Origin of the sequence: Arenibacter algicola (assembly GCF_000733925.1) — a bacterium.
Lineage (GTDB): Bacteria > Bacteroidota > Bacteroidia > Flavobacteriales > Flavobacteriaceae > Arenibacter > Arenibacter algicola.
In genome coordinates, this window is record NZ_JPOO01000001.1 from 587980 (window position 1) to 608055 (window position 20076).

Annotated in this window: 16 protein-coding genes; all 16 read left to right on the forward strand. The window is 39.1% G+C overall.

All coding sequences use genetic code 11. The features are described from left to right. Positions 1-101: 101 nt before the first annotated feature. The 16 genes from U735_RS0102440 (at position 102) to U735_RS0102520 (ending at position 19968) form a co-directional block, all read left to right on the forward strand. Positions 102-488 carry an ISAon1 family transposase N-terminal region protein gene (locus tag U735_RS0102440; protein ID WP_031442306.1) on the forward strand — a complete coding sequence of 129 codons (387 nt, stop codon included), beginning with the start codon at positions 102-104 and terminating at the stop codon, positions 486-488. Between the two features lie 7 nt (positions 489-495). After that, positions 496-1464, forward strand: a complete 969-nt coding sequence (locus U735_RS0102450) for an ISAon1 family transposase (RefSeq protein ID WP_031442307.1) — start codon at positions 496-498, stop codon at positions 1462-1464. A gap of 377 nt (positions 1465-1841) precedes the next feature. Continuing rightward, positions 1842-2864: a LacI family DNA-binding transcriptional regulator gene (locus U735_RS0102455; RefSeq protein WP_034247970.1), complete on the forward strand. Its 1023-nt coding sequence runs from the start codon at positions 1842-1844 to the stop codon at positions 2862-2864. Between the two features lie 192 nt (positions 2865-3056). Continuing rightward, positions 3057-6263 carry a SusC/RagA family TonB-linked outer membrane protein gene (locus tag U735_RS0102460; RefSeq protein ID WP_084681063.1) on the forward strand — a complete coding sequence of 1069 codons (3207 nt, stop codon included), beginning with the start codon at positions 3057-3059 and terminating at the stop codon, positions 6261-6263. Between the two features lie 12 nt (positions 6264-6275). After that, a complete protein-coding gene (locus U735_RS0102465) occupies positions 6276-7769 on the forward strand; it encodes a RagB/SusD family nutrient uptake outer membrane protein (protein ID WP_031442310.1) in 1494 nt (497 codons plus the stop codon). Positions 7770-7862: 93 nt separating this feature from the next. Continuing rightward, the gene (locus tag U735_RS0102470) at positions 7863-10736 is read left to right on the forward strand and encodes a glycoside hydrolase family 38 N-terminal domain-containing protein (protein ID WP_198036612.1); all 2874 of its coding nucleotides are present in this window, start codon (positions 7863-7865) and stop codon (positions 10734-10736) included. Between the two features lie 8 nt (positions 10737-10744). Continuing rightward, a complete protein-coding gene (locus U735_RS0102475) occupies positions 10745-11161 on the forward strand; it encodes a hypothetical protein (protein WP_031442312.1) in 417 nt (138 codons plus the stop codon). A 2-nt stretch (positions 11162-11163) separates the two neighbouring features. Next, positions 11164-11868, forward strand: coding sequence for an RraA family protein (locus U735_RS0102480; protein WP_031442313.1), 705 nt, complete (start codon positions 11164-11166; stop codon positions 11866-11868). A 39-nt stretch (positions 11869-11907) separates the two neighbouring features. Then, a complete protein-coding gene (locus tag U735_RS0102485; RefSeq protein ID WP_031442314.1) occupies positions 11908-13365 on the forward strand; it encodes a sugar porter family MFS transporter in 1458 nt (485 codons plus the stop codon). Positions 13366-13422: 57 nt separating this feature from the next. After that, entirely contained in the window at positions 13423-13842 is a 420-nt protein-coding gene (locus tag U735_RS0102490) for a hypothetical protein (protein ID WP_031442315.1), read from the forward strand. 21 nt (positions 13843-13863) lie between these two features. Beyond that, entirely contained in the window at positions 13864-14664 is an 801-nt protein-coding gene (locus U735_RS0102495; protein WP_051891842.1) for an SDR family NAD(P)-dependent oxidoreductase, read from the forward strand. Between the two features lie 12 nt (positions 14665-14676). Further along, positions 14677-15825: an ABC transporter substrate-binding protein gene (locus U735_RS0102500; protein WP_051891843.1), complete on the forward strand. Its 1149-nt coding sequence runs from the start codon at positions 14677-14679 to the stop codon at positions 15823-15825. Between the two features lies 1 nt (position 15826). Further along, positions 15827-16594, forward strand: a complete 768-nt coding sequence (locus U735_RS0102505) for an enoyl-CoA hydratase/isomerase family protein (RefSeq protein ID WP_031442318.1) — start codon at positions 15827-15829, stop codon at positions 16592-16594. Beyond that, positions 16591-17646 carry a lactonase family protein gene (locus U735_RS0102510; RefSeq protein ID WP_031442319.1) on the forward strand — a complete coding sequence of 352 codons (1056 nt, stop codon included), beginning with the start codon at positions 16591-16593 and terminating at the stop codon, positions 17644-17646. Before U735_RS0102505 ends, U735_RS0102510 begins: the two co-directional genes overlap by 4 nt. A 52-nt stretch (positions 17647-17698) precedes the next feature. After that, on the forward strand, positions 17699-18871 hold the full coding sequence (locus U735_RS0102515; RefSeq protein ID WP_084681065.1) for a CaiB/BaiF CoA transferase family protein: 1173 nt from the start codon (positions 17699-17701) through the stop codon (positions 18869-18871). A gap of 35 nt (positions 18872-18906) precedes the next feature. Next, on the forward strand, positions 18907-19968 hold the full coding sequence (locus U735_RS0102520) for a mannonate dehydratase (protein ID WP_031442321.1): 1062 nt from the start codon (positions 18907-18909) through the stop codon (positions 19966-19968). Positions 19969-20076: the final 108 nt, after the last annotated feature.

Sequence of the window (20076 nt, forward strand, 5' to 3'; positions counted from 1 at the left end):
AGTTGAGCGATATTGTGTTTACGATGGTGTTGAAAATGGATCAAGTACAAAACTTGGGTCTGAAGTGAATAATTTATTTCTTTGCACTTTAAATTTAATGGATGGACAAAGGAACCGATTTATCGTTATTGAGCTTATTTTTACCAGAGGGATTACTCGACTTTTTTGATATCGTCGGCTTTGAACAAAAACCTATAAAGAATCCCTTATACGACAATCGGCTGACTGTATTTCTAGAGGAGAAAAAGCAGATACCGGAGCGTTACAAAGAGCACACCTTTAAGGCCAGTGGCTTTATGGAGCCCAGGGTCATCGATGATTATCCGATCCGCAGCAATCTGGTCAGTTTGAGTCTCAAGCGCAGGCGCTGGGATGTCCTGGAGGATGAAAAATGGACCAAGACCAGCCGTGATTGGGACGAATTTATTGCACAGGGGACCCGCATGTCAAAGGAGTTCGCTGCTTTTTTAAAAGAGATCAACGGATAATACGGCCCTGAGCGGCCAACAACTTGGGTCTCTCTTCGGGGTAAATGGCAAGAAACTCCAGCGGCAGTACAGGAATTATCTGAGCGAGTTCAAGCATTGGGAGCAAAAGGGACATGCCAAACAATGGCTCGTCTTTCCCGAAAATATGGGACCTTACCTCTCCATTGACGAAACGGCACTCTCCAAGGGGGAGCTCTACACCATAATCACCAACAAAAAAGCCAAGGGTAAAAAAGGGTCTATAGTGGCCATATTCTCCGGCACCAAGGTGGGGCCCATCATGGAACAACTGATGAAAATACCCGCCAAGAAAAGGGCAACGGTCAAGGAAATCACCCTGGATATGGCGAACTCGATGAAGACCATCGCCAAAAAATGCTTCCCAAAAGCGGTACAGGTGACGGATAGGTTCCACGTACAGAAGCTGGCGCTGGAGGCCCTTCAGGATATCCGGATCAAACATAGGTGGGACGCCATAGACCGGGAGAACCAACAGATAAAGCAGGCAAAAGAAAAGAACAGGGCCTTCGTCCCAAAAGAATTCAATAACGGGGACACCAGAAAACAACTCTTGGCCAGAAGTAGGTACCTGCTTTATAAATCGCCCAACAATTGGACCCGGAACCAATCCGAAAGAAGCAGGATATTGTTCGATCAATACCCTGATATAAAGACTGCCTTTGACCTGGTCCAAGGACTCAGGAACATATTCAATACGGCAACTTCCATTCAAACGGCATATACCAAGTTGGCACATTGGTACAAAGACGTAGAGAACACGGGCTTTAGAGCCTTCAACACTATTGCAAACACGATATCGCTCAACTATAGATCGATCCTGAACTATTTTATAAATAGAAGTACAAATGCATCCGCTGAATCCTTCAACGCTAAAATAAAGGCATTCAGGGCACAGTTCAGAGGGGTTAGAAACACAGAATTCTTTCTGTTTAGATTAACTCAGTTATTTGCATAAATATCCAAATACCCAGAAATCGTACTTGATCCTTGAAAATGGATTAATGCTATGTTAATAGTATTTACATTTCCAATGTGAAACTCTGGTGTGTGATGAAGAAATTGATAATATTATAAGTTATTCAGTGTCAATTTAGGAGTTAGGAGCGTAAAAATTGTTGATATCACAAAATAAATCCCATAAAAATTTTATTTTGTAAAAATAAATATGTAATATTGAAATTCCTAAACCGCTTTAGTTAATTAGTATCGATTAGGATTTAGTTGTTGGGATTAATTAAAAGCGTAGCAAGAGTGGCTTGTAACGGTTAAATAGAGTTGGTTAAAATATATGGTTTAGCGGTAATAACTAAACCGCTTTAGGTATTGTTCGATATGAAGAAGGTTTTCTTAAAGGATATTGCAAAAAAACTGAACGTTTCCAAAACGGCAGTATCATTGGTATTGAATAACAAAGGGGATGAAAACAAAATCAGTCAGGAAACTCAGAAAAAAATTATCGATTATGCCAAGAAGCACAATTATGTGCCAAACCAACTCGCACGTGGTTTAAGTAGAGGGAAAAGTGAAACTATCGGGTTGATTATTCCTAATATTTCGGATTCCTTTTATTCTAAAATAGCCGGTTATGTGGAGTTAAAGGCGAAGAGTCTTGGGTATACCGTTCTTTTTAGTAGCTCAAGTGAGGATCCAAAGAAAGAGTCAGAATTGATTCGGTCAATGCTCAACCGACAGGTTGAAGGATTAATTATAGCCTCAACGCAGCAGAATCTAAAAGAAATTGAGTCATTGAAGGAAGATAAATTTCCTTTCGTATTGATTGATAGGCATTATCCTGAAAGTGAGACTAATTATGTAATTGTAGACAATTATAATGGATCAAAAACTGTCACAGAACATTTATTGAAATTGGGGAGGCGAAAAATTGGGTTTATTACCCTAAAGCCAGGTTTGGAGGCAATAAGGCAAAGGATGTTGGGGTATGAAAATGCGTTGAAAGACTTTGATATAGAATTTAAAAAGGAACTTATAAAGGAGTTAAGTCCTGAAAATTATGAGGATGAAATAAAATTGGCAGTAAGTGAGCTAATAAAGTTTCCCAATTCAGTAGATTCAATTGTGTTTTCAACACACTACCTAACATCTGTTGGTTTACGAGAGCTTAAAAGGTTCAATGTAAAAGTACCTCAGGAAGTAGCCATTGTTAGTTTTGATGAATTAAGCGCCTTTGATTTAGTCGATCCACCTATTACTTCGGTTATTCAACCAGTAAAGGATATTAGTAACATTGCAGTGGAGATATTAATAAATGAAATTGAGGGAATGAAAGAGAATATAGACAATACTAGAATACTAGATTCCAAATTGGAAATAAGAAAATCATGTGGGACGTTTTAATACTAGAAATTAACTAATCATTTTTTGAACCCACATAACTAAACCGATTTAGTTTAACTTCAATCTAATTTATATGAAATAAAAAAATCAAGAATCGTGCACACTTCCGGAAATTGAAAACAGTATAATAGGGCCTGAAACCGGTCGGGTAAAAATGGAGTTTAATCAATAATCAAAACCAAAATGTGAATTATGAGAAAAATGTTTCAAACCCTTTCGAAGGGAACTTGTATGCTCTTTGCCTTGGCATTTATATGTGCTATCCAAAATGCAAAAGCTGAAAAATTGACCGCTACGCCACCTGAAGCGTTTGTTGATTTGGATTTAAAAGGCAAATCGATTGACACGGATAATTACCAAGAAATTAAATTAACAGGTACAATAAAAGATAATAATGGGATAGCCTTACCAGGCGCTAGTATTGTTGAAAAAGGTACAGTAAACGGGACACAGGCCGATTTTGATGGAAATTTTAGCTTGTCTGTGGCCAATGACAATGCCATTTTAATTGTTTCCTACTTGGGATATGCCAATCAAGAAATGATGGTTAATGGTAAAAGGAATTTTGATATAGTTCTAGTAGAAAGTGCCGATAGCTTAGATGAAGTAGTAGTAGTAGGTTATGGAAGTGTAAAGCGATCGGATCTTACTAGTGCCATAGCAACTGTTTCGACAAAAGAACTGGAGTCGCGAGTTGTTGCCAATCCACTACAGGCTCTGCAAGCCAAGGTTCCTGGTCTAAACATATATAATAATAACGGTTCGCCTGGGGGAGATCTTAGTTTTAACATTAGAGGTTTCTCCTCAATTAATGGTTCAAATACACCACTAATTCTAGTTGATGGCGTTATAACCTCGAATATTTCTGGTTATCATCCTTCAGATTTCGAATCTGTTTCAGTTCTTAAAGATGCTTCAGCTACAGCTATATATGGTGCTAGAGGAAGTAATGGTGTAATATTATTCACTACCAAAAAAGCGAAGAGAGGTGGATTGAATGTAACTTATGATGGAAATATAAGTGTTGGTGTACAAGCTCGAAGAATTGAAATGCTTGATGCCGAAGGATATATGGAATTATTTAAAAGAATGTGGGAATATGATCCAGCTAGGGGGCCATATGAAACAACTATCAAACCAAGGTTACATTCTGATTATCCATTGTTGTTCGATGCTAACAATAATCCGATCTACGATACAGATTGGCAAGATGAAGCTGTAGGAACAGCATACTCTACTCATCATCACCTATCAATTACTCATGGCACTGATAAATCACAAACCGGAATATTTCTGGGATTGAATGATGAAAGAGGTCTTTTTCAAATGGATTTTCAAAAAAAGGCAACCTATCGAATTAACACCGAATATAAACTAAGCGACTGGCTGACTGTTGGGGGTGAACTTAATGGATGGTCTATAAACCAACAAATTCGCAGTAATTCTGGCACCGGTGGTTTGAACTTAGCGAGGACTTTGATAGAAACTCCCCCTATATTACCAGTACAATTTCCAGATGGAAGGTTTGCTACTTTTAGAGATTGGGGCTATAGCACCACTGGAGTTCCACAACAATATTATTCTCAAGGAAATAACCCAGTGGCACAGTCCAATAATTCATTAGGTAGCTCGCCTGTAAAATCTTCCAATTTGCGTTTTACAGGATTCGCAAATCTCAATCTTTTTGAGGGATTGGAATTTAAATCAATTTATACCAATGAGGCAATTTACAACTTAGGTTACAATTGGAATACTTTTACCAATATCGATGGAAACGGTTTAGGTAGTGCTAGTGGTAATGCAGGACGTACTTCAATATGGACCTCCGACAATTTCTTTGCGTATAACACTATTATTAATGACAAACACAGTATTAATGGAATGATCGGAGCACAATGGTCATCAACCTATAGTAATTCGTTGGGAGCATCAACATCAGGATACACAACAGATTTTTATAAATACAATAACCTCGGAGTTGGTTCGCAACCATCCAGTGCAAGTTCAGGATTTAACGCAACCTCTACAAATTCTTATTTTGGACGGTTAAATTATGTATTCGATGATAAATATCTAATTACTGCCAGTTCACGTTATGATGGATCATCCGTATTTGGTGCTGATAATAAATATGCCTTATTCCCATCAGGGGCCGTAGGTTGGATACTTTCTAACGAAAATGCCTTTGTTAATAGCAATACTTTATCCAAGGTATTCTCATTTTTTAAGCTAAGAGGTAGTTATGGTTTGACCGGTAACTCCCCAAGTCCATATTCTTCTTTGGGAACAGTCGGAAATTATACAATAAATCTTAATAATCAAGTAATAAAAGGTTCAGGTATTGGTGGCCCCCCAAATGAAGATTTAAGATGGGAGAAAACAGCGCAACTAAATATTGGAGCCGATATAAGACTGTACAACGATCGTATATCGTTGACTGCTGATTGGTATAATAAGAAAACGACGGATCTCTTGTTCAATGTACCTGTATCACTTGTATCTGGGTTTTCTTCCGTAACAACAAATATAGGCAGTGTTGAAAATAAAGGGATTGAATTGGCACTTTCGGGTGATATTATAAGAAAAAATGATATTAATTGGAACATGAGTGCTGTGTTTTCAAAAAACGAAAATAAAGTCCTTGCCTTGGGAGATACAGATGCAGATGTGATTTCTTCAGGGTTTTTAGGTGCAGCAACAATACTAAGAGTAGGAAAACCAATGGGTTCCTTTATTGGTGTTGAAAGATTGGGTACTTGGGGAACTGATGAAGCATCAGAAGCTGCCAGATATGGTAAGAAACCAGGGGATATTAAGCGACATGATGTAAACAATGATGGTCAATTCGACGATGCCGATATGAAATTTCTAGGAAGTCCCTTCGGTGATTATGATATGACACTTTCGACCTCTGTTAGATATAAAAATTGGGACATGAGTGTTGATATCCAGATTAGGCAAGGGAATAAAATAGAAAATGTTGCCGCGCTTACGGTAGAAGATAGAACCTGGTATGCTAGTGGATATGCCACTGTATTAAAAGATGCCTGGACACCGGATAATCAAAATACTATGGTGCCAGCATTGCGGATGGGATCAGATCCTTGGAATACAGATTTTGGTAGTTTTGCAGACAGCCATTGGATGGAAGATGGTTCTTTTGTTAGGGGTAGAAGCCTAAACTTAAGTTATAGTCTACCTTCAGATGTTTCAGATAAATTGGGATTAAGGACCGCGAAACTTTATTTCAATCTAGATAACTTTTTCTTGATTGCACATAATCGTGATTTTGATCCTGAAGCTTCATCTTTTGGTGGAGGGTATGCGCAACAAGGGCAAACTTTTTATGGTACCCCAAGACCTCGCACCTACACATTTGGTATTAACCTTAACTTTTAAATACAAATTGAAATGAAAAAGTATATAATTATTTTGTTTGTGATAATTGGTTTTTCATCCTGCGAAGAGTTTCTTGAAGAAGATGTGCGCAGTTTTCAAACCAATGAAAATTTCTATAAGACGGAAGCAGACCTAAATTCTGCAATTAATGCGATTTATGCATTTCTTTATAGCCCATATAATAAAAGCGGTTATGATGATATGCCAATGGCTATGTTGGAAATGATTACAGGCCAGTGGAACAATGTATCACAATGGCCTGAAACAGGATTTTATTATGATCTTACAAATTCATCTGGGAGTTCCTATACCCTCAATTTTTGGGAGAATTGTTATAAAGGTATCGAATCCGCGAATTTAGTCATTAATAGTATTCCGAATGTTGATTTTTTAAATGAAGCGGATAAAAATAGCTTATTGGGCGAAGCCAGATTTTTAAGGGCATATTACTACTACTACCTGGTAAATATTTTTGGGGATGTTCCATTGAAACTTGCCCCTACTACAGCACCTGGTAGCGATGGATTGCTTCCAAAAACATCCATTAATGAAATTTATGACACTGCAATTGTGCCGGATTTAATATATGCAAAAGGCAATATAAAGTATGCCACACCGGAAGGCAATGGAAGAGTATCGGCTGGTGCTGCCCAAACCTTGCTGGCCAAAGTATATTTAAGCATGGCAGGCCACCCAATAAATGATGGATCAGCAATGGCACTTGCAAAAGAGGAAGCTTTGGCTGTCATAAATAGTAATTCCTTTTCACTGTTCCAAAGTGATGCTAGTTTAACTTGGTTTGATAAATTGAACAACTCAGCCTATGATAATACTGAGGAACACATTTGGGATCTGAATTATAATTATCCAGATTTTCCATCAAGTTTAAACACTTATTTTCTGCCCAAAGAAGTAGTTTTTACTAATACTGGATTCTTGCAATTTGGAGGTTTTTATCCTGATTCCGATTATTTGGACAGCTTTGATCCCGCTGATTTAAGGGGTAGAAATAATATGGGATTCTTTTACAATAGTTTTACAACCAATGGTCAAACTTACAATTTTCCCTGGGCTGTATATAAATTTTTTGACAAAGATATATTGGATACTAATCCAGGAAGTGGGAAAAATTTTCCTATGCTACGATATGCCGATCTTTTGTTAACCTATGCCGAGGCACAAAATGAAACTGATGGATCGCCAAATTCTACCTCTTACCAAGCCGTGAATGATATAAGGGTAAGAGCCGGGTTGTCTACAATTTCGGGATTAAGTCAAGAAGATTTTAGGAAAGAGGTGTGGAAACAAAGATATTGGGAATTGGGTGCTGAAAATAAAACCTACTTCGATATAATTCGGACCCAACAGATTTTCGATGCAAAACAGAATGACTTTGTACCAATTGTTGGTTTCGAATTACCTAGTGGAGCAATTGTAAAGGCGGACTATTTACCATTTGCTATACCATTAAGGGAAGTTCAAATAAACCCTTTACTAGCAGAATAACTAGATTTTGGGGTTGCCTGGGAAGTTATATTCTGATGCGCAACCCCTATTTATTATTTCATGTTGGATCTATTTTTAATGAATTATTATGTTATGAGAAAGTATTTAGTATTATTTGTTTTTTGTTTGTTCACTGGGTCTTCCTTTGTACTTATGGCCCAAGGACAACGAACCTTGGCAATCCAATATGTAAAGCCATATGAGTATGTGGCCTTAGATAACAATCTGATGGCCAAAGCATATCTTTCCGGTGAGAACTCCAATTCCTATAAGACTATAGTTTTTGAAAGCGGAAGGACTCTGAAAGTTGAACAGAAGGATGGAAAGGCATGGGTTTGGCTACCTGTAATCGGGGAGCCGGAAATGATAGAAATCACGGCCAGAAATAGGAAATTGAACCAGGAACAACTCTTTACCCCTTTAGTTACCTCGGACTGGGGTTATTTCAAGGAAGGTACTTTCCATATAATTTCATCTTCCCATCAGGATATAGCCTGGATGGATACCCCGGAATATTGTATGCATGAAAGGGTTAACGAGATAATTGCCCCTGCCTTGGACATAATGAAATCTGACAAGGATTACTATTTTGGAATGGAACAAGCCTTGAATTTAAAGGAATTTGTTGAAGCACATCCAGAAAGAAAGAATGAGGTAATAGACCGTTATAAGGAAGGCAGGTTTACCTGGGGAGCAACATACAACCAGCCATATGAAGGTATGCAGATGGGTGAACAACTCATTAGGGAAATGTATTTCGGTAAGCTCTGGATCAAAGAGAATTTTGATGGTGTCGAGGAAGAAACCGCCTTTAATACAGACGTACCAGGAAGGACCCTTCAGTTTCCCCAAATTTTGGCGAAATCTGGTGTAGATAACCTTTTCGTGTCCAGAATGAGGGAAGGTTTTTATGATTGGCATTCACCGGATGGTTCTTCAGTACTTACCTACACCCCAGGGAATTATGGTTGGGCCGCCATGTTTTATAAGCTTTTTGAGGAAGATGCTATCGAGGCCCTGCACAAAATCCAAAATAGGGTTAAAATGTGGAGCGATTATTATAAGAAACACAATTTGCCCCCGCATTTTGCAATAGTATTAAGCAACGACGCTTCTGGGCCTGTAGATTACGGACATGTAGTGAAGGAATGGAATGAAATTGTAGCCAAGACAGGGGCCAATATACCTAGTTTAAGACATTCTACGGTAACCAGCTTCCTTTCAGAAATTAAACAACCGGGAGCCAAGTTTGAGAACCTAGAGGGAGATCGCCCCAATATTTGGGCATATATACACGGCCCAGGGCATCACAAGGCTATAACAGCTTCTAGAAAGGCGGGTAGGATTCTACCTTCAGCGGAAATTTTTGGCACTGTGGATGCGTTGCTAAACAAAAGTTTTGATCAATATCCAACACAACGACTATCAAAAGCGTTTGAAGAATCTATTTATCCAGACCACGGATGGGGAGGAAAAAACGGTCACATTACCGATAGTATTTTTAAGGAAAAATTGGAGTTTGCGGCCGATGAGGCGGATAAACTGTTACAAGCATCCCTAAATTCCATTTCTGAAAAAATCAAAACAGAAAAATCCAATGGGATCGTGGTGTATAACGATCTTTCTTGGAATCGAAGTGGATTGGCTTCAGTAAAAATAGACAACGCAACTGCATATTATGTTATAGATGATAAGGGTAATGTGGTCCCTTCGCAAACAAGTACTGGGAATAGTAACGAAATACAGTTCTACGCAGCGGATATTCCTTCACTTGGATATAAAACGTTTTATTTAAGAAAGGGCAGAAAAAGTTCTAAGGTAATTAAAGCGGTTGCACCTAATTCTTTGACGAACGACTATTATACCATGCACCTTGGCAAAGGGGGAATTAGTTATTTGTTTGATCATAATTTGGGAGCTGAAATCATGAATACCACACGTTTTTCAGGTGGTGATATTTTATCTATGGGTTATAATGGCAACGGTGCCGGGGAATTTACTCAAATGACCGAACCCAATATGGAAGATTATGACAAGATGAGCAACCATATTGGTAATTGGGAAATAGTGGCAGATGGTGCAGTGTACACTGAATATGAAAATAAGGCAAAGTTTAAGCACATATCTACTGTAGCCCAAAGAATTCGGGTATTCCATCAGGAGAAAAAAATAGACTTTTTTATAGACTTCCTGAACTGGGATGGCACACACAATAGGGAGTTTAGGTTTGCAGTGCCCCTTAATATGGAAAATTCCAAGATTAAATATGAGGTGCCTTTAGCAATAGCTGAAGTAGGGAAAACCGAGATGAAGAATGCCCCGGGAGGTTGGGCATGGGGCGGAACCTACGATCAAAAGCCCGTAACAATACACCCACGTGAAGTGATGAACTTTATCGCGGCCGAGAATGAAGATTTTGCCGTAACCATGGCTACCGATGTAGCTTTGGCCGATTGGATAGACCCTACAAGAGAAGCAGTGGATTATACCGTTCTACAAGGGATTTTGATGGCTTCACATAAAAGTTGTCATGGTGAGGGCAACTGGTATCATCAGACTGGTGACCATCATTTTAAGTTTTCTTTGGCATCTCATAAGAAAGATGAAAGTACCTCTTTCCAGTTTGGAACAGCTTCTAACCACCCCTTAAGAACGGTATTGAAGCCTAAATCCAACACCAAAGGAGATCTGGCTCAAGAAATGAGTTTTTTCAATGTTTCGGACCCAATGGTTCGTATCAGCACTATTAAAAAGAGTGAGAAAAACAATGATGTAATCATGAGGTTGGTAGAAATGGAAGGGAAAGATAAAGAATCTAAGATAGAACTGGCGATGCCTTTTGAGCAGTTGATCAAAACCAATTTAATAGAAGAGGAGGAAAGTAAATTGCCTTCTTCAGGTAAAGATTTTAAGGTCAATATAGGACATAATGCCATAGATACATACAAACTAATTTTTTCCAAATAATAATCATTATGGGGCTTATTGAAAAGATTTCTAATGTAAAAGCAGGATTCCACCCTGTCTTGATAAAGGATAGTTGGCAGGTGTGCATAGCGAATTATTCCCAATATAATGAGGTGGATAGATTAGACTCCCTCATCATCAATGACAACAATAGCCTGGCCCTCTCTTTATTGACTGGAAGAGCAGTGTTGATTATTCAAAAGCCATGTGAAAGCGAGCCTTCTTTAGAAGCAATCGCCATGGTAAGGGGAACTTCGTATGTCATCCCTGAAAATGTGGGCTATAATCTTATAATGGAAAAGGGGTGCCAAGTTATTGGTGTTGAAAGGCCCAACACACACTCTGAAGGTGGTAGGAGAATACCCTTGACCACTGGGGAAATTGAGAGGTTAAAAAAAAATATAAACAAAGAATTTAAAAGTTAAGCATGGAAACAATTGCACCCTTATGGAAAAATGATGACGAGCTGTTTAAAATAGCCAAAGAAGAACTATTTGTTGCCCTGGTAGGAGATATTTTGGATACCCTAGGATACCAGCATCAATTTTTGCCTCCCAAAATTAAACCTCTAAACCCTGATTTTGTACTAATTGGGAGAGCAATGCCAGTATTGGAAGCCGATGTTTTTGAGGAAACAGTGGAACACACCAATAATCCACTGATGAAAAAGCCCTTCGGAATCATGTTCGAAGCCTTGGACGACCTTAAAAAAAATGAGGTGTATATCTGTACCGGTTCATCACCAAGGTATGCCCTTTGGGGAGGCTTGATGAGTACCAGGGCAATGAAACTTAAGGCTGCAGGAGCAGTAATGGATGGCTACTCTAGGGATACTAACGAAGTACTTAATTTAAATTTTCCCACATTTTCTTTTGGTGGTTATGCTCAAGATCAGGGACCGCGAGGCAAGGTGATCGATTATCGTGTTCCCATTGAAATTAAAGGAACGAGAATAAATCCTGGAGATATAATTTATGGGGACAGAGATGGGGTGCTGATAGTACCCAAAGAAGTTGAAATCAAAGCATTCATGGGCGCTATTGAAAAAGCCCGAGGGGAACAGATGGTTAAAATGGCCTTGGAAAAAGGAATGACCACTGTTGATGCTTTTAATAAATTCGGAATTATGTAGCCGTGCCAAAATAGGGATGCATTAATAGAAAAATAATTTATGAAAACTAAAAAATCCAACTATTTGTTGGGAATAAGCTTTGTTTCAACCATTGGAGGTTTCCTTTTTGGTTACGATACTGCGATTATATCGGGATGCAATACTTTTTTGGAACAGCATTTTAATTTATCGGCTGCAGAATTAGGTTGGTTGGTGTCGTCGGCATTGTTGGGAACCATTTTAGGCTGTGTGGTTGCTGGATTTATAACTGACAGATTGGGACGAAAAAAAGCTTTGATCATAGCTGCGATTTGCTTGACTTTTTCGGCATTTGGTTCTATGTTACCCCCGCAGTTTTTGGGTGATTTGGATCAGGCATATTGGCTCACTGCTGACGAAGATCTAGCGTTTACATTTTTAATTATAGTCCGTATTGTTGGAGGGATTGGTGTAGGCGTAACCTCAGTAGTCGCTCCCATTTATATTTCAGAACTTTCCTTGCCCCAAAATAGGGGTAGAATGGTGTCCTTATATCAGTTATCCATAACCTTAGGTATACTTTTGGCTTTTTTAGTAGATTGGTTGGTGTTGACCAATGCCGGAAATGCTGCCGGAGTAATTTCCAACGAACCTTCTGGATTTTGGCAGTGGCTTTTTGTGGATGAACTTTGGAGAGGTATGTTTGGTACGGAAATACCCATTGCCCTTTTATTCTTGATTTTACTATTCCTAGTGCCGGAAACACCAAGATGGCTCATTTCGAAGGAGCGATATGATGAGGCAGAAAAAATTATGGAAAAAATCAATGGAAAGGAGTATGCACAGATACAAATTGCAGAAATAAAAGAGGTGGTAAAAGAGGAAAGTGCTGGGATCAAGGAATTATTGAAACCGTTTTTAAGGGTGCCACTTTTAATAGGAGTATTGTTGCCCATGTTTTCTCATTTAAGTGGGATAGCGGCCATTATGTATTTTGCTCCGAATATCATTAATGAATCCATACAGAGCGTAGAGAGCTCCTTTTTAGGGGCCGTATTAGTAGGGGTGGTCAATAGTGCATTCACTTTCGTTGCAATTTTAAATATTGAAAAATTCGGACGTAGAAAGCTGTTGCTTGTTGGAGTTGTTGGAGCGTTTATTTCTCTAACTGGCGTTGGGATTTTGTTCGCAATAGGATCAAAATATGTAATTATTCCTTTATTGATGTATGTAGCTAGTTTCGCGTTTTCGTTCGGACCCATCGTTTGGGTTATTATCAGTGAAATTTTCCCTACACGCATACGTGGGTTGGCAGTTTCCTTAGGGAGTTTCGCTTTAATGGTTACCGGGTTTTTTATCACCTTGACCAATCCTATATTAATAGAACAAATTATGCCTTCGGGTACCTTCTTTGTCTATGCCGCTTTAACCCTACCTGCTATTTGGTTTATTTGGAAATATGTTCCTGAAACTAAAGGAAAGACCTTGGAGGAAATTGAAATGTATTGGCGAGAAGGTATTAACAAAAATAAAATATGAATTAAAGACCTGCGATTTTCTAAAAGAGGTCGTGTAAGGTTGTAGGTATTATAACCCATGATTAAAGAATATAAAACAAAAGAAAAAGGATACCATCCTTTTATTATTGAGGATGGATGGCAATTGGCAAAACTTAATTATACGGAAGATCAGCATATAGATAAAATAAACCAATTGGATGTCCACTTGGAAACAGATGAAGTTTTTGTTGCCATTGCCGGAAAATCGGTTCTCATAGCAGCCATAATTATAAATAACGAACCACACTTTGAATTGGAACCAATGAAAATCAACCAAATCTATAATATTCCGAAAGGAGTTTGGCACAACATAGCTATGGAAAAAGGAAGTGAAGTATTAATTGCGGAAAAATCGAATACCCATGTTGCGGATTTTGAACATTTTGCTCTTAGCAATTCTAAAAAAAAGGAATTAGAAACATTGGTTAAGGGACATTTGGAATCGCTAAAAATCTAATTGTACAACAATTATTAAAAAATGAAAGAAATAAATCTAAAAGGTAAAAAGGTATTGGTGACTGGGGGAAGTATGGGGATTGGAGCGGAAATCTGCAAGCAATTTGCCAGCTGCGGTGCGGATGTTTTTATAAACTATTTTAAGAATAAAGAGAAGGCAGAGATTCTAGCCAATGAAATACGTGAAGCCCATGGGGTAAAAGTAAGCTGTTATGGGGCTGATGTATCCAATGGCGCTGAGGTAGAAAAATTGTTCCAACAAATGGACGTGGACATGGGTTCTATTGATGTTTTGGTAAATAATGCAGGTTGTGAGGCCGTAGAGCATGTTTTGGATATGGAAGAAAGCGAATGGGATAGGGTCCTTAGCGTTAATTTGAAAGGCCCTTTCCTATGCTCACAACAAGCTGCCCGGAGAATGGAAAACAATGGTAGCGGCGTAATTATCAATATCTCTTCCATACATGATACCGTACCCAGAAAAGGGTTAATACATTACTGTTCGGCCAAAGCAGGACTTAAAATGTTTTCTAAATGTTTGTCTTTGGAACTAGCGGACAAAGGGGTTAGGGTAGTCTCCGTTGCTCCAGGCGCTATTGAAACCAATATGAACAGGGAGGAGATCCAGAAATTTGGCAAGGACAAGTTTGAACAATGGATTCCACAGGGTCGTGTAGGAGAGGTATCTGACGTGGCCAATACCGTTGTTTTTATGGCCAGCGATTTGGCTAATTATATCAATGGAGCGGATATTTATATTGACGGGGCATATATGAACCATACAATACAATATGATCCCAGACCTAAAAGAGAAAACAAGTAACCCAACAATTATATGTTGAAAAAAATCACATTAAAAGGCATTGCTTGGGACCATCCCAGAGGTTATCAGCCTCTTAGAGCGACCTCTGAGACATTTATACAATTACATCCTGAGGTGGATATTCAATGGGATATCCGTTCCCTGAAAGAGTTTGGGGACATGCCCATAGAGGATCTAATCGAAGTTTATGATCTAATTACTATTGATCATCCTTATATGGGGCAAGCAAATGCCAACAACCTGCTGTTACCTTTAGACAAATTGATTCCGAGGCATAGCTTGGAGAAATTGAAGGAGGAGTCCGTAGGTCCCAGTTACCAAAGTTATTATTATAATGGCAATCTTTATGCTATATCTGTAGATGCTGCGGCCTTGGTTGCTGCATATAGGGAAGATCTAATTTTAAAATTAGGTCTAAATATTCCTAAAACTAGAGCGGAACTATTGGATTTCTATAAAAAAATACCGAGTTCCCACATGGTAGCTTGGCCCTTATGTGCCACTGATCTTTGGTGCACTTTCCTGACCTTATGCGCGCAGGATGGTGGTAGGGATTTTATAAAGGATAAAACAATCGAAAATCGTTTAGGCATACAAGTTCTGGATGAACTAAAAATACACTTGGAATACCTTCATCACGATTCCATTCATTGGAATCCCATACAGATCTTAAACCGTATGGCGGATGAGAATGAGATAATCTATTCCCCTTTTTTGTTCGGTTATACCAATTATTCCAGATTGGGATATGCTAAAAACCTCGTGAAGTTTGGGAATAGCCCAACAAATCCTAATATCGATGTTTCTACAATATTGGGTGGGGTTGGCCTTGCCATATCTGCGCATAGTGAGCATCAGGATATGGCAGCAGCCTATATAAATTATGTGGCAAAGGCGGAAACCCAAGAGGGGATTTATACCAAAAATGGAGGTCAACCGGGGAATCTTAAAGCATGGCAAAATCAGGGGAACAATACGTTATGTAACAATTTTTTTGTCTCTACCATGGACACCATGAATAAAGCGTATGTGCGTCCTCAACACAAGGGATGGAACAAATTTCAGGAACAGGGTGCAGACCTATTGCATAACGGTCTTGTAAAGAACATTCCTTCTGATACCATAATGAAAAAATTAAATCAGTTATACCAATCTATTTGAAATGGATAGTAAATACAAAAATATAAACCTAATAATAGATGACAAGGTTGCGGTGCTAAAGTTTAATAGACCAGAGCAGCTAAATGCCATGAACCGGCAAATGATGGATGAAATTATTGATGGTATTGTAACTATCAATAACAACGATGATGTTAAAGTAGCCGTAATCACTGGGTCAGGACGTGCTTTTATGGCTGGTGCGGACATTAAGGAGTATGGAAGTCAAACCGAAGAGCAGTTTAGATCGTTTCAGGAAAGGGGCATAACCTTGTATGAGGCCATTGAAAATGCTTCCAAGCCGTGGATAGCGGCAGTGAACGGATTTGCATTGGGAGGCGGTTTTGAAATTGCGCTCTCCTGTGATTTGATTTTGGCAAGTGACAGTGCCAAGATGGGACTGCCAGAAGTATTTCTAAGTTTGATTCCCGGGGGAGGTGGAACCCAGCGCCTAATTCAAAAGATAGGTGTAAACCGGGTAAGGGAAATGTTGTATTTGGGAAGGCAATATTCATCCGAACAACTTCACACATGGGGAATCGTAAACCAGATTGTGCAGGACGGGGAATTTGATGAAACCATATTGCTATATGCGGAGAAACTAAGCCGTAGATCACCTAGTGCCATCAAACAACTGAAAAAATTGGTTCAATTAAGTCTTACATCCTTGTCTTTTGATAAAAAAATACAGGAGGAAGCCAAGACCGTAACCGAACTTTTTTACAGCCCTGAGGCAAAAAAAGCTATAAAAGACTTTATTGAAAAAACATGAAAGCTGCACTTTTGATTTTATTTATAGGAAGTTATACGGAATATCCGATACCTGGTTTTGGAGGTATAGGCCATGGAATATATACAGTTCAATTGAATACCGAAACCGGTGAGTTGACAACTTTACATACCATGATGGCACGTAACCCCAGTTATTTGGTGGTTAGCGATGACCATCAGTTTTTGTACTGCGTTAACGAATTAGACGAAAGCGAAAACCCTAAAGTAGGGGCTTATAAAATCAATGCTGATTATTCGTTGCAATTTTTGAACGAACAACCCATAGCCGGGGGGTATCCATGCCATATCAAAACCTTTGGCAATAATGTATTGGTGGCCTGTTATGCTACAGGGAATATTCATCAGTTTCCATTTGAAGCCTCGGGGAAATTAGGCCCCGCGGTACAACAATATAGCCATGTCGGAAGTAGCGTTAATAGTGACCGTCAAGAAGCGCCTCATGCACACCAGATTGCCGTACATCCCAATGGCAGGGATGTTTATGTATGTGACCTAGGAATAGATATTATCAAAGCCTACCATTTTAAAGGAAAGAACTTGGTGCCTAATGATATAAAGGATTGTAAAATATCAAAAGGAAGTGGTCCACGTCATATGGTTTTTGATGCCGCCGGAAATTTGGGATATGTAAACAATGAGTTGACAGGTACCGTTTCCGTTTTGAAACGTAAAGAAGGTTCTTTTGATGAAGAAGAAATCTATTCGGCCTTGCCCAGTGATTATATAGGCCTGCCAAGTGGATCGGCCATACGTATCCGCCCTAATGGTCAATTCCTATACGTTGCCAATAGAAAATTGGAGGCAATAAGCATTTTCAGAATAGATAAGGACAAACTTGAACCAATAGAATATCAGTATACCAAAGGTGAGGAACTTCGGGAATTTAACATTACACCGGATGGCAATTGGTTAATTGCTTGCCATCAGAACTCCCATGACACATTGGTGTACCAAATAAAAGAGGACGGAAGATTACAGGAACGTTATCGCACTAAGGAAATATTGTCCCCGGTCTGCGTAGTTTTTAATTAATAAGTTTAACTAAACCGATTTAGTACAATATATATAATAATAAATAAGCATAATGAGCAATAACAATAATGAAAATGTAGGTCCATTGAAAGGATTGGTCGTGGCCGATTTTACACAATTGGCTCAGGGACCTTGGGCAACGCAGATGTTGGGAGATATGGGGGCGGATATCATTAAGATAGAACCGGAAAAAGGAGATTGGATGCGGCACTATGCATATGGGAACCTTTATCCCAACGGTGAAAGCATTTCCTTTGTTAGTTTCAATAGAAATAAACGCAGCATCGCATTAAACCTAAAAGACCCAGAAGGGGTAAGAATAGCCAAGTCCATTATTGCTAAGGCAGATATTCTTGTTGAGAACTTTCGGCCAGGAGTTATGGACAGGTTGGGTCTTGGGTATGAGGAAATAAAAAAAACAAACCCCAAATTGGTGTATTGTTCAAGTTCTGGCTATGGATCTTCGGGGCCATATTTACATAGGGCAGGCCAAGATTTATTGGCACAATCCATAGGCGGCGGTTCGGCTCTAAATGGAAAAAAGGGAGATATGCCAGTGGTTACGGCTGTTGGACAAGCCGATTTATTAACCAGTTTATTTATAAATCAGGCAATAATGGCTGCCCTTTACTCCAGGTCAAAAACGGGAAAAGGCCAAAAGATCGAGGCGAACTTGCTGAACTCTGTGGTAGGCTTCCATATACAGGAAATTACTGCATACCTGCACAAAGGGGCAAACCCGGAACGCAGTGAAAGTGGTATCCCCAATCCCTGGTTAGGAGCACCATATGGGCTCTACAATACCAGTGATGGATATATCGCCATCGGTATGAACTCCGTACAAAAATTGGCTCAGGTCATTGCCTTGGAAAAATATGATTCAGAAGTTTATGCTTCCAATAATATAATAGAAAGTAGGGATGAAATTCGATTTGACTTCGATGCTGTTTTTCAATCTAAAGCGACCGAGGAATGGTTGGCCCTGCTGCTGGAACATGATATTTGGTGCTCCCAAGTCAATAGCTTCGATGAAATGGTCAATGACCCTCAGATAAAACATAATGAAATGATCATAGAAATTGAGCACCCAACAATTGGCAAGGTTAAGACTACCGGTTTCCCCGTATGGTTCAGTGACACCCCACAAAAAATATACAAGTCGGCACCCTTGCTAAATGAACATGCCGATGAAATACTCAGGGAATTCTGCGATTTTAACGAATAAGGAGTAAATACATAAACAACTAAAGTGACATAGCTATGAAATTAGGATTTGGTCTGTACAGACATATGTTGAACACCGAGCACTATAATTTTGCCAAACAATGTGGCGCCACACATCTAGTAATTCATTTGGTGGACTACTTTGGCCATAACAAGGACAATGCAGACCAGCCTATTGGGGGGAAGGAAGGTTGGGGACATGCAGGGGACCCAAATAAAATTTGGTCCTTGGAGGAGCTTTTGACCATAAAGAAGGAAATAAATGATCATGGATTGGAACTTGAGGCCATTGAGAATTTTGATCCGGCGCATTGGCATGATATTTTGTTGGATGGCCCGAAGAAAGAAACTCAAATAGGAAATCTAAAAGAACTAATTCGCAATGTCGGTAAAGCAGGTATCCCAGTATTCGGGTATAATTTTTCTTTAGCGGGGGTATCTTCAAGAGAAATTGGTCCCTATGCTAGAGGTGGGGCTTTATCTGTGGGAATGTCAAAAGGAGATGAAACGCCAATTCCAAATGGAATGGTGTGGAATATGGTTTATGATGAAAATGCTCCTGAAGGTGTTTTGCCTAAAATAGATCACGACGAACTATGGCAACGGTTACAATATTTTTTAAATGAATTGATTCCTGTTGCTGAAGAAGCCGGAGTGAAATTGGCCGCGCATCCGGATGATCCACCAATGCCATACATTAGAAATACACCAAGATTGGTATATCAACCGGATATGTATCAAAAATTGATAGATATGAAACCGAGTCTTTCAAATAATTTAGAATTCTGTTTGGGTTCTATTGCCGAAATGACCGAAGGAGATGTATATAAGGCCGCCGATACCTATAGTGAGCAGGGAAAAATCAGCTATATCCATTTTAGAAATGTGGTTGGTAAAGTTCCAACATATAAAGAAGTCTTTGTAGACGAAGGGGATATAGATATGTTCAAAATCCTTAGAATTCTTAAGAAGAACAATTTTGATGGGGTATTGATTCCCGACCATACCCCCCAGATGAGTTGTGACGGTTCATGGTATGCCGGAATGGCTTATGCTATGGGATATATGAAAGCAGGATTAAAAGCAATAAATGAATAAGTAAACCATGGCCAATATGGGTCAATGGATAATGATAGTTAGTTCAGTTAGTTTTTTTGAGTTGAAGGGTGCATCATGACATAAGGGTGCACTCTTTTCAAGAAAAAA

What these genes read in the sequence shown, in the direction of transcription:
- U735_RS0102440 (WP_031442306.1), top strand. Translation starts at nt 102, where the DNA reads ATGGACAAAGGAACCGATTTATCGTTATTGAGCTTATTTTTACCAGAG.
- U735_RS0102455 (WP_034247970.1), top strand. Translation starts at nt 1,842, where the DNA reads ATGAAGAAGGTTTTCTTAAAGGATATTGCAAAAAAACTGAACGTTTCC.
- U735_RS0102460 (WP_084681063.1), top strand. Translation starts at nt 3,057, where the DNA reads ATGAGAAAAATGTTTCAAACCCTTTCGAAGGGAACTTGTATGCTCTTT.
- U735_RS0102465 (WP_031442310.1), top strand. Translation starts at nt 6,276, where the DNA reads ATGAAAAAGTATATAATTATTTTGTTTGTGATAATTGGTTTTTCATCC.
- U735_RS0102470 (WP_198036612.1), top strand. Translation starts at nt 7,863, where the DNA reads ATGAGAAAGTATTTAGTATTATTTGTTTTTTGTTTGTTCACTGGGTCT.
- U735_RS0102475 (WP_031442312.1), top strand. Translation starts at nt 10,745, where the DNA reads ATGGGGCTTATTGAAAAGATTTCTAATGTAAAAGCAGGATTCCACCCT.
- U735_RS0102480 (WP_031442313.1), top strand. Translation starts at nt 11,164, where the DNA reads ATGGAAACAATTGCACCCTTATGGAAAAATGATGACGAGCTGTTTAAA.
- U735_RS0102485 (WP_031442314.1), top strand. Translation starts at nt 11,908, where the DNA reads ATGAAAACTAAAAAATCCAACTATTTGTTGGGAATAAGCTTTGTTTCA.
- U735_RS0102490 (WP_031442315.1), top strand. Translation starts at nt 13,423, where the DNA reads ATGATTAAAGAATATAAAACAAAAGAAAAAGGATACCATCCTTTTATT.
- U735_RS0102495 (WP_051891842.1), top strand. Translation starts at nt 13,864, where the DNA reads ATGAAAGAAATAAATCTAAAAGGTAAAAAGGTATTGGTGACTGGGGGA.
- U735_RS0102500 (WP_051891843.1), top strand. Translation starts at nt 14,677, where the DNA reads ATGTTGAAAAAAATCACATTAAAAGGCATTGCTTGGGACCATCCCAGA.
- U735_RS0102505 (WP_031442318.1), top strand. Translation starts at nt 15,827, where the DNA reads ATGGATAGTAAATACAAAAATATAAACCTAATAATAGATGACAAGGTT.
- U735_RS0102510 (WP_031442319.1), top strand. Translation starts at nt 16,591, where the DNA reads ATGAAAGCTGCACTTTTGATTTTATTTATAGGAAGTTATACGGAATAT.
- U735_RS0102515 (WP_084681065.1), top strand. Translation starts at nt 17,699, where the DNA reads ATGAGCAATAACAATAATGAAAATGTAGGTCCATTGAAAGGATTGGTC.
- U735_RS0102520 (WP_031442321.1), top strand. Translation starts at nt 18,907, where the DNA reads ATGAAATTAGGATTTGGTCTGTACAGACATATGTTGAACACCGAGCAC.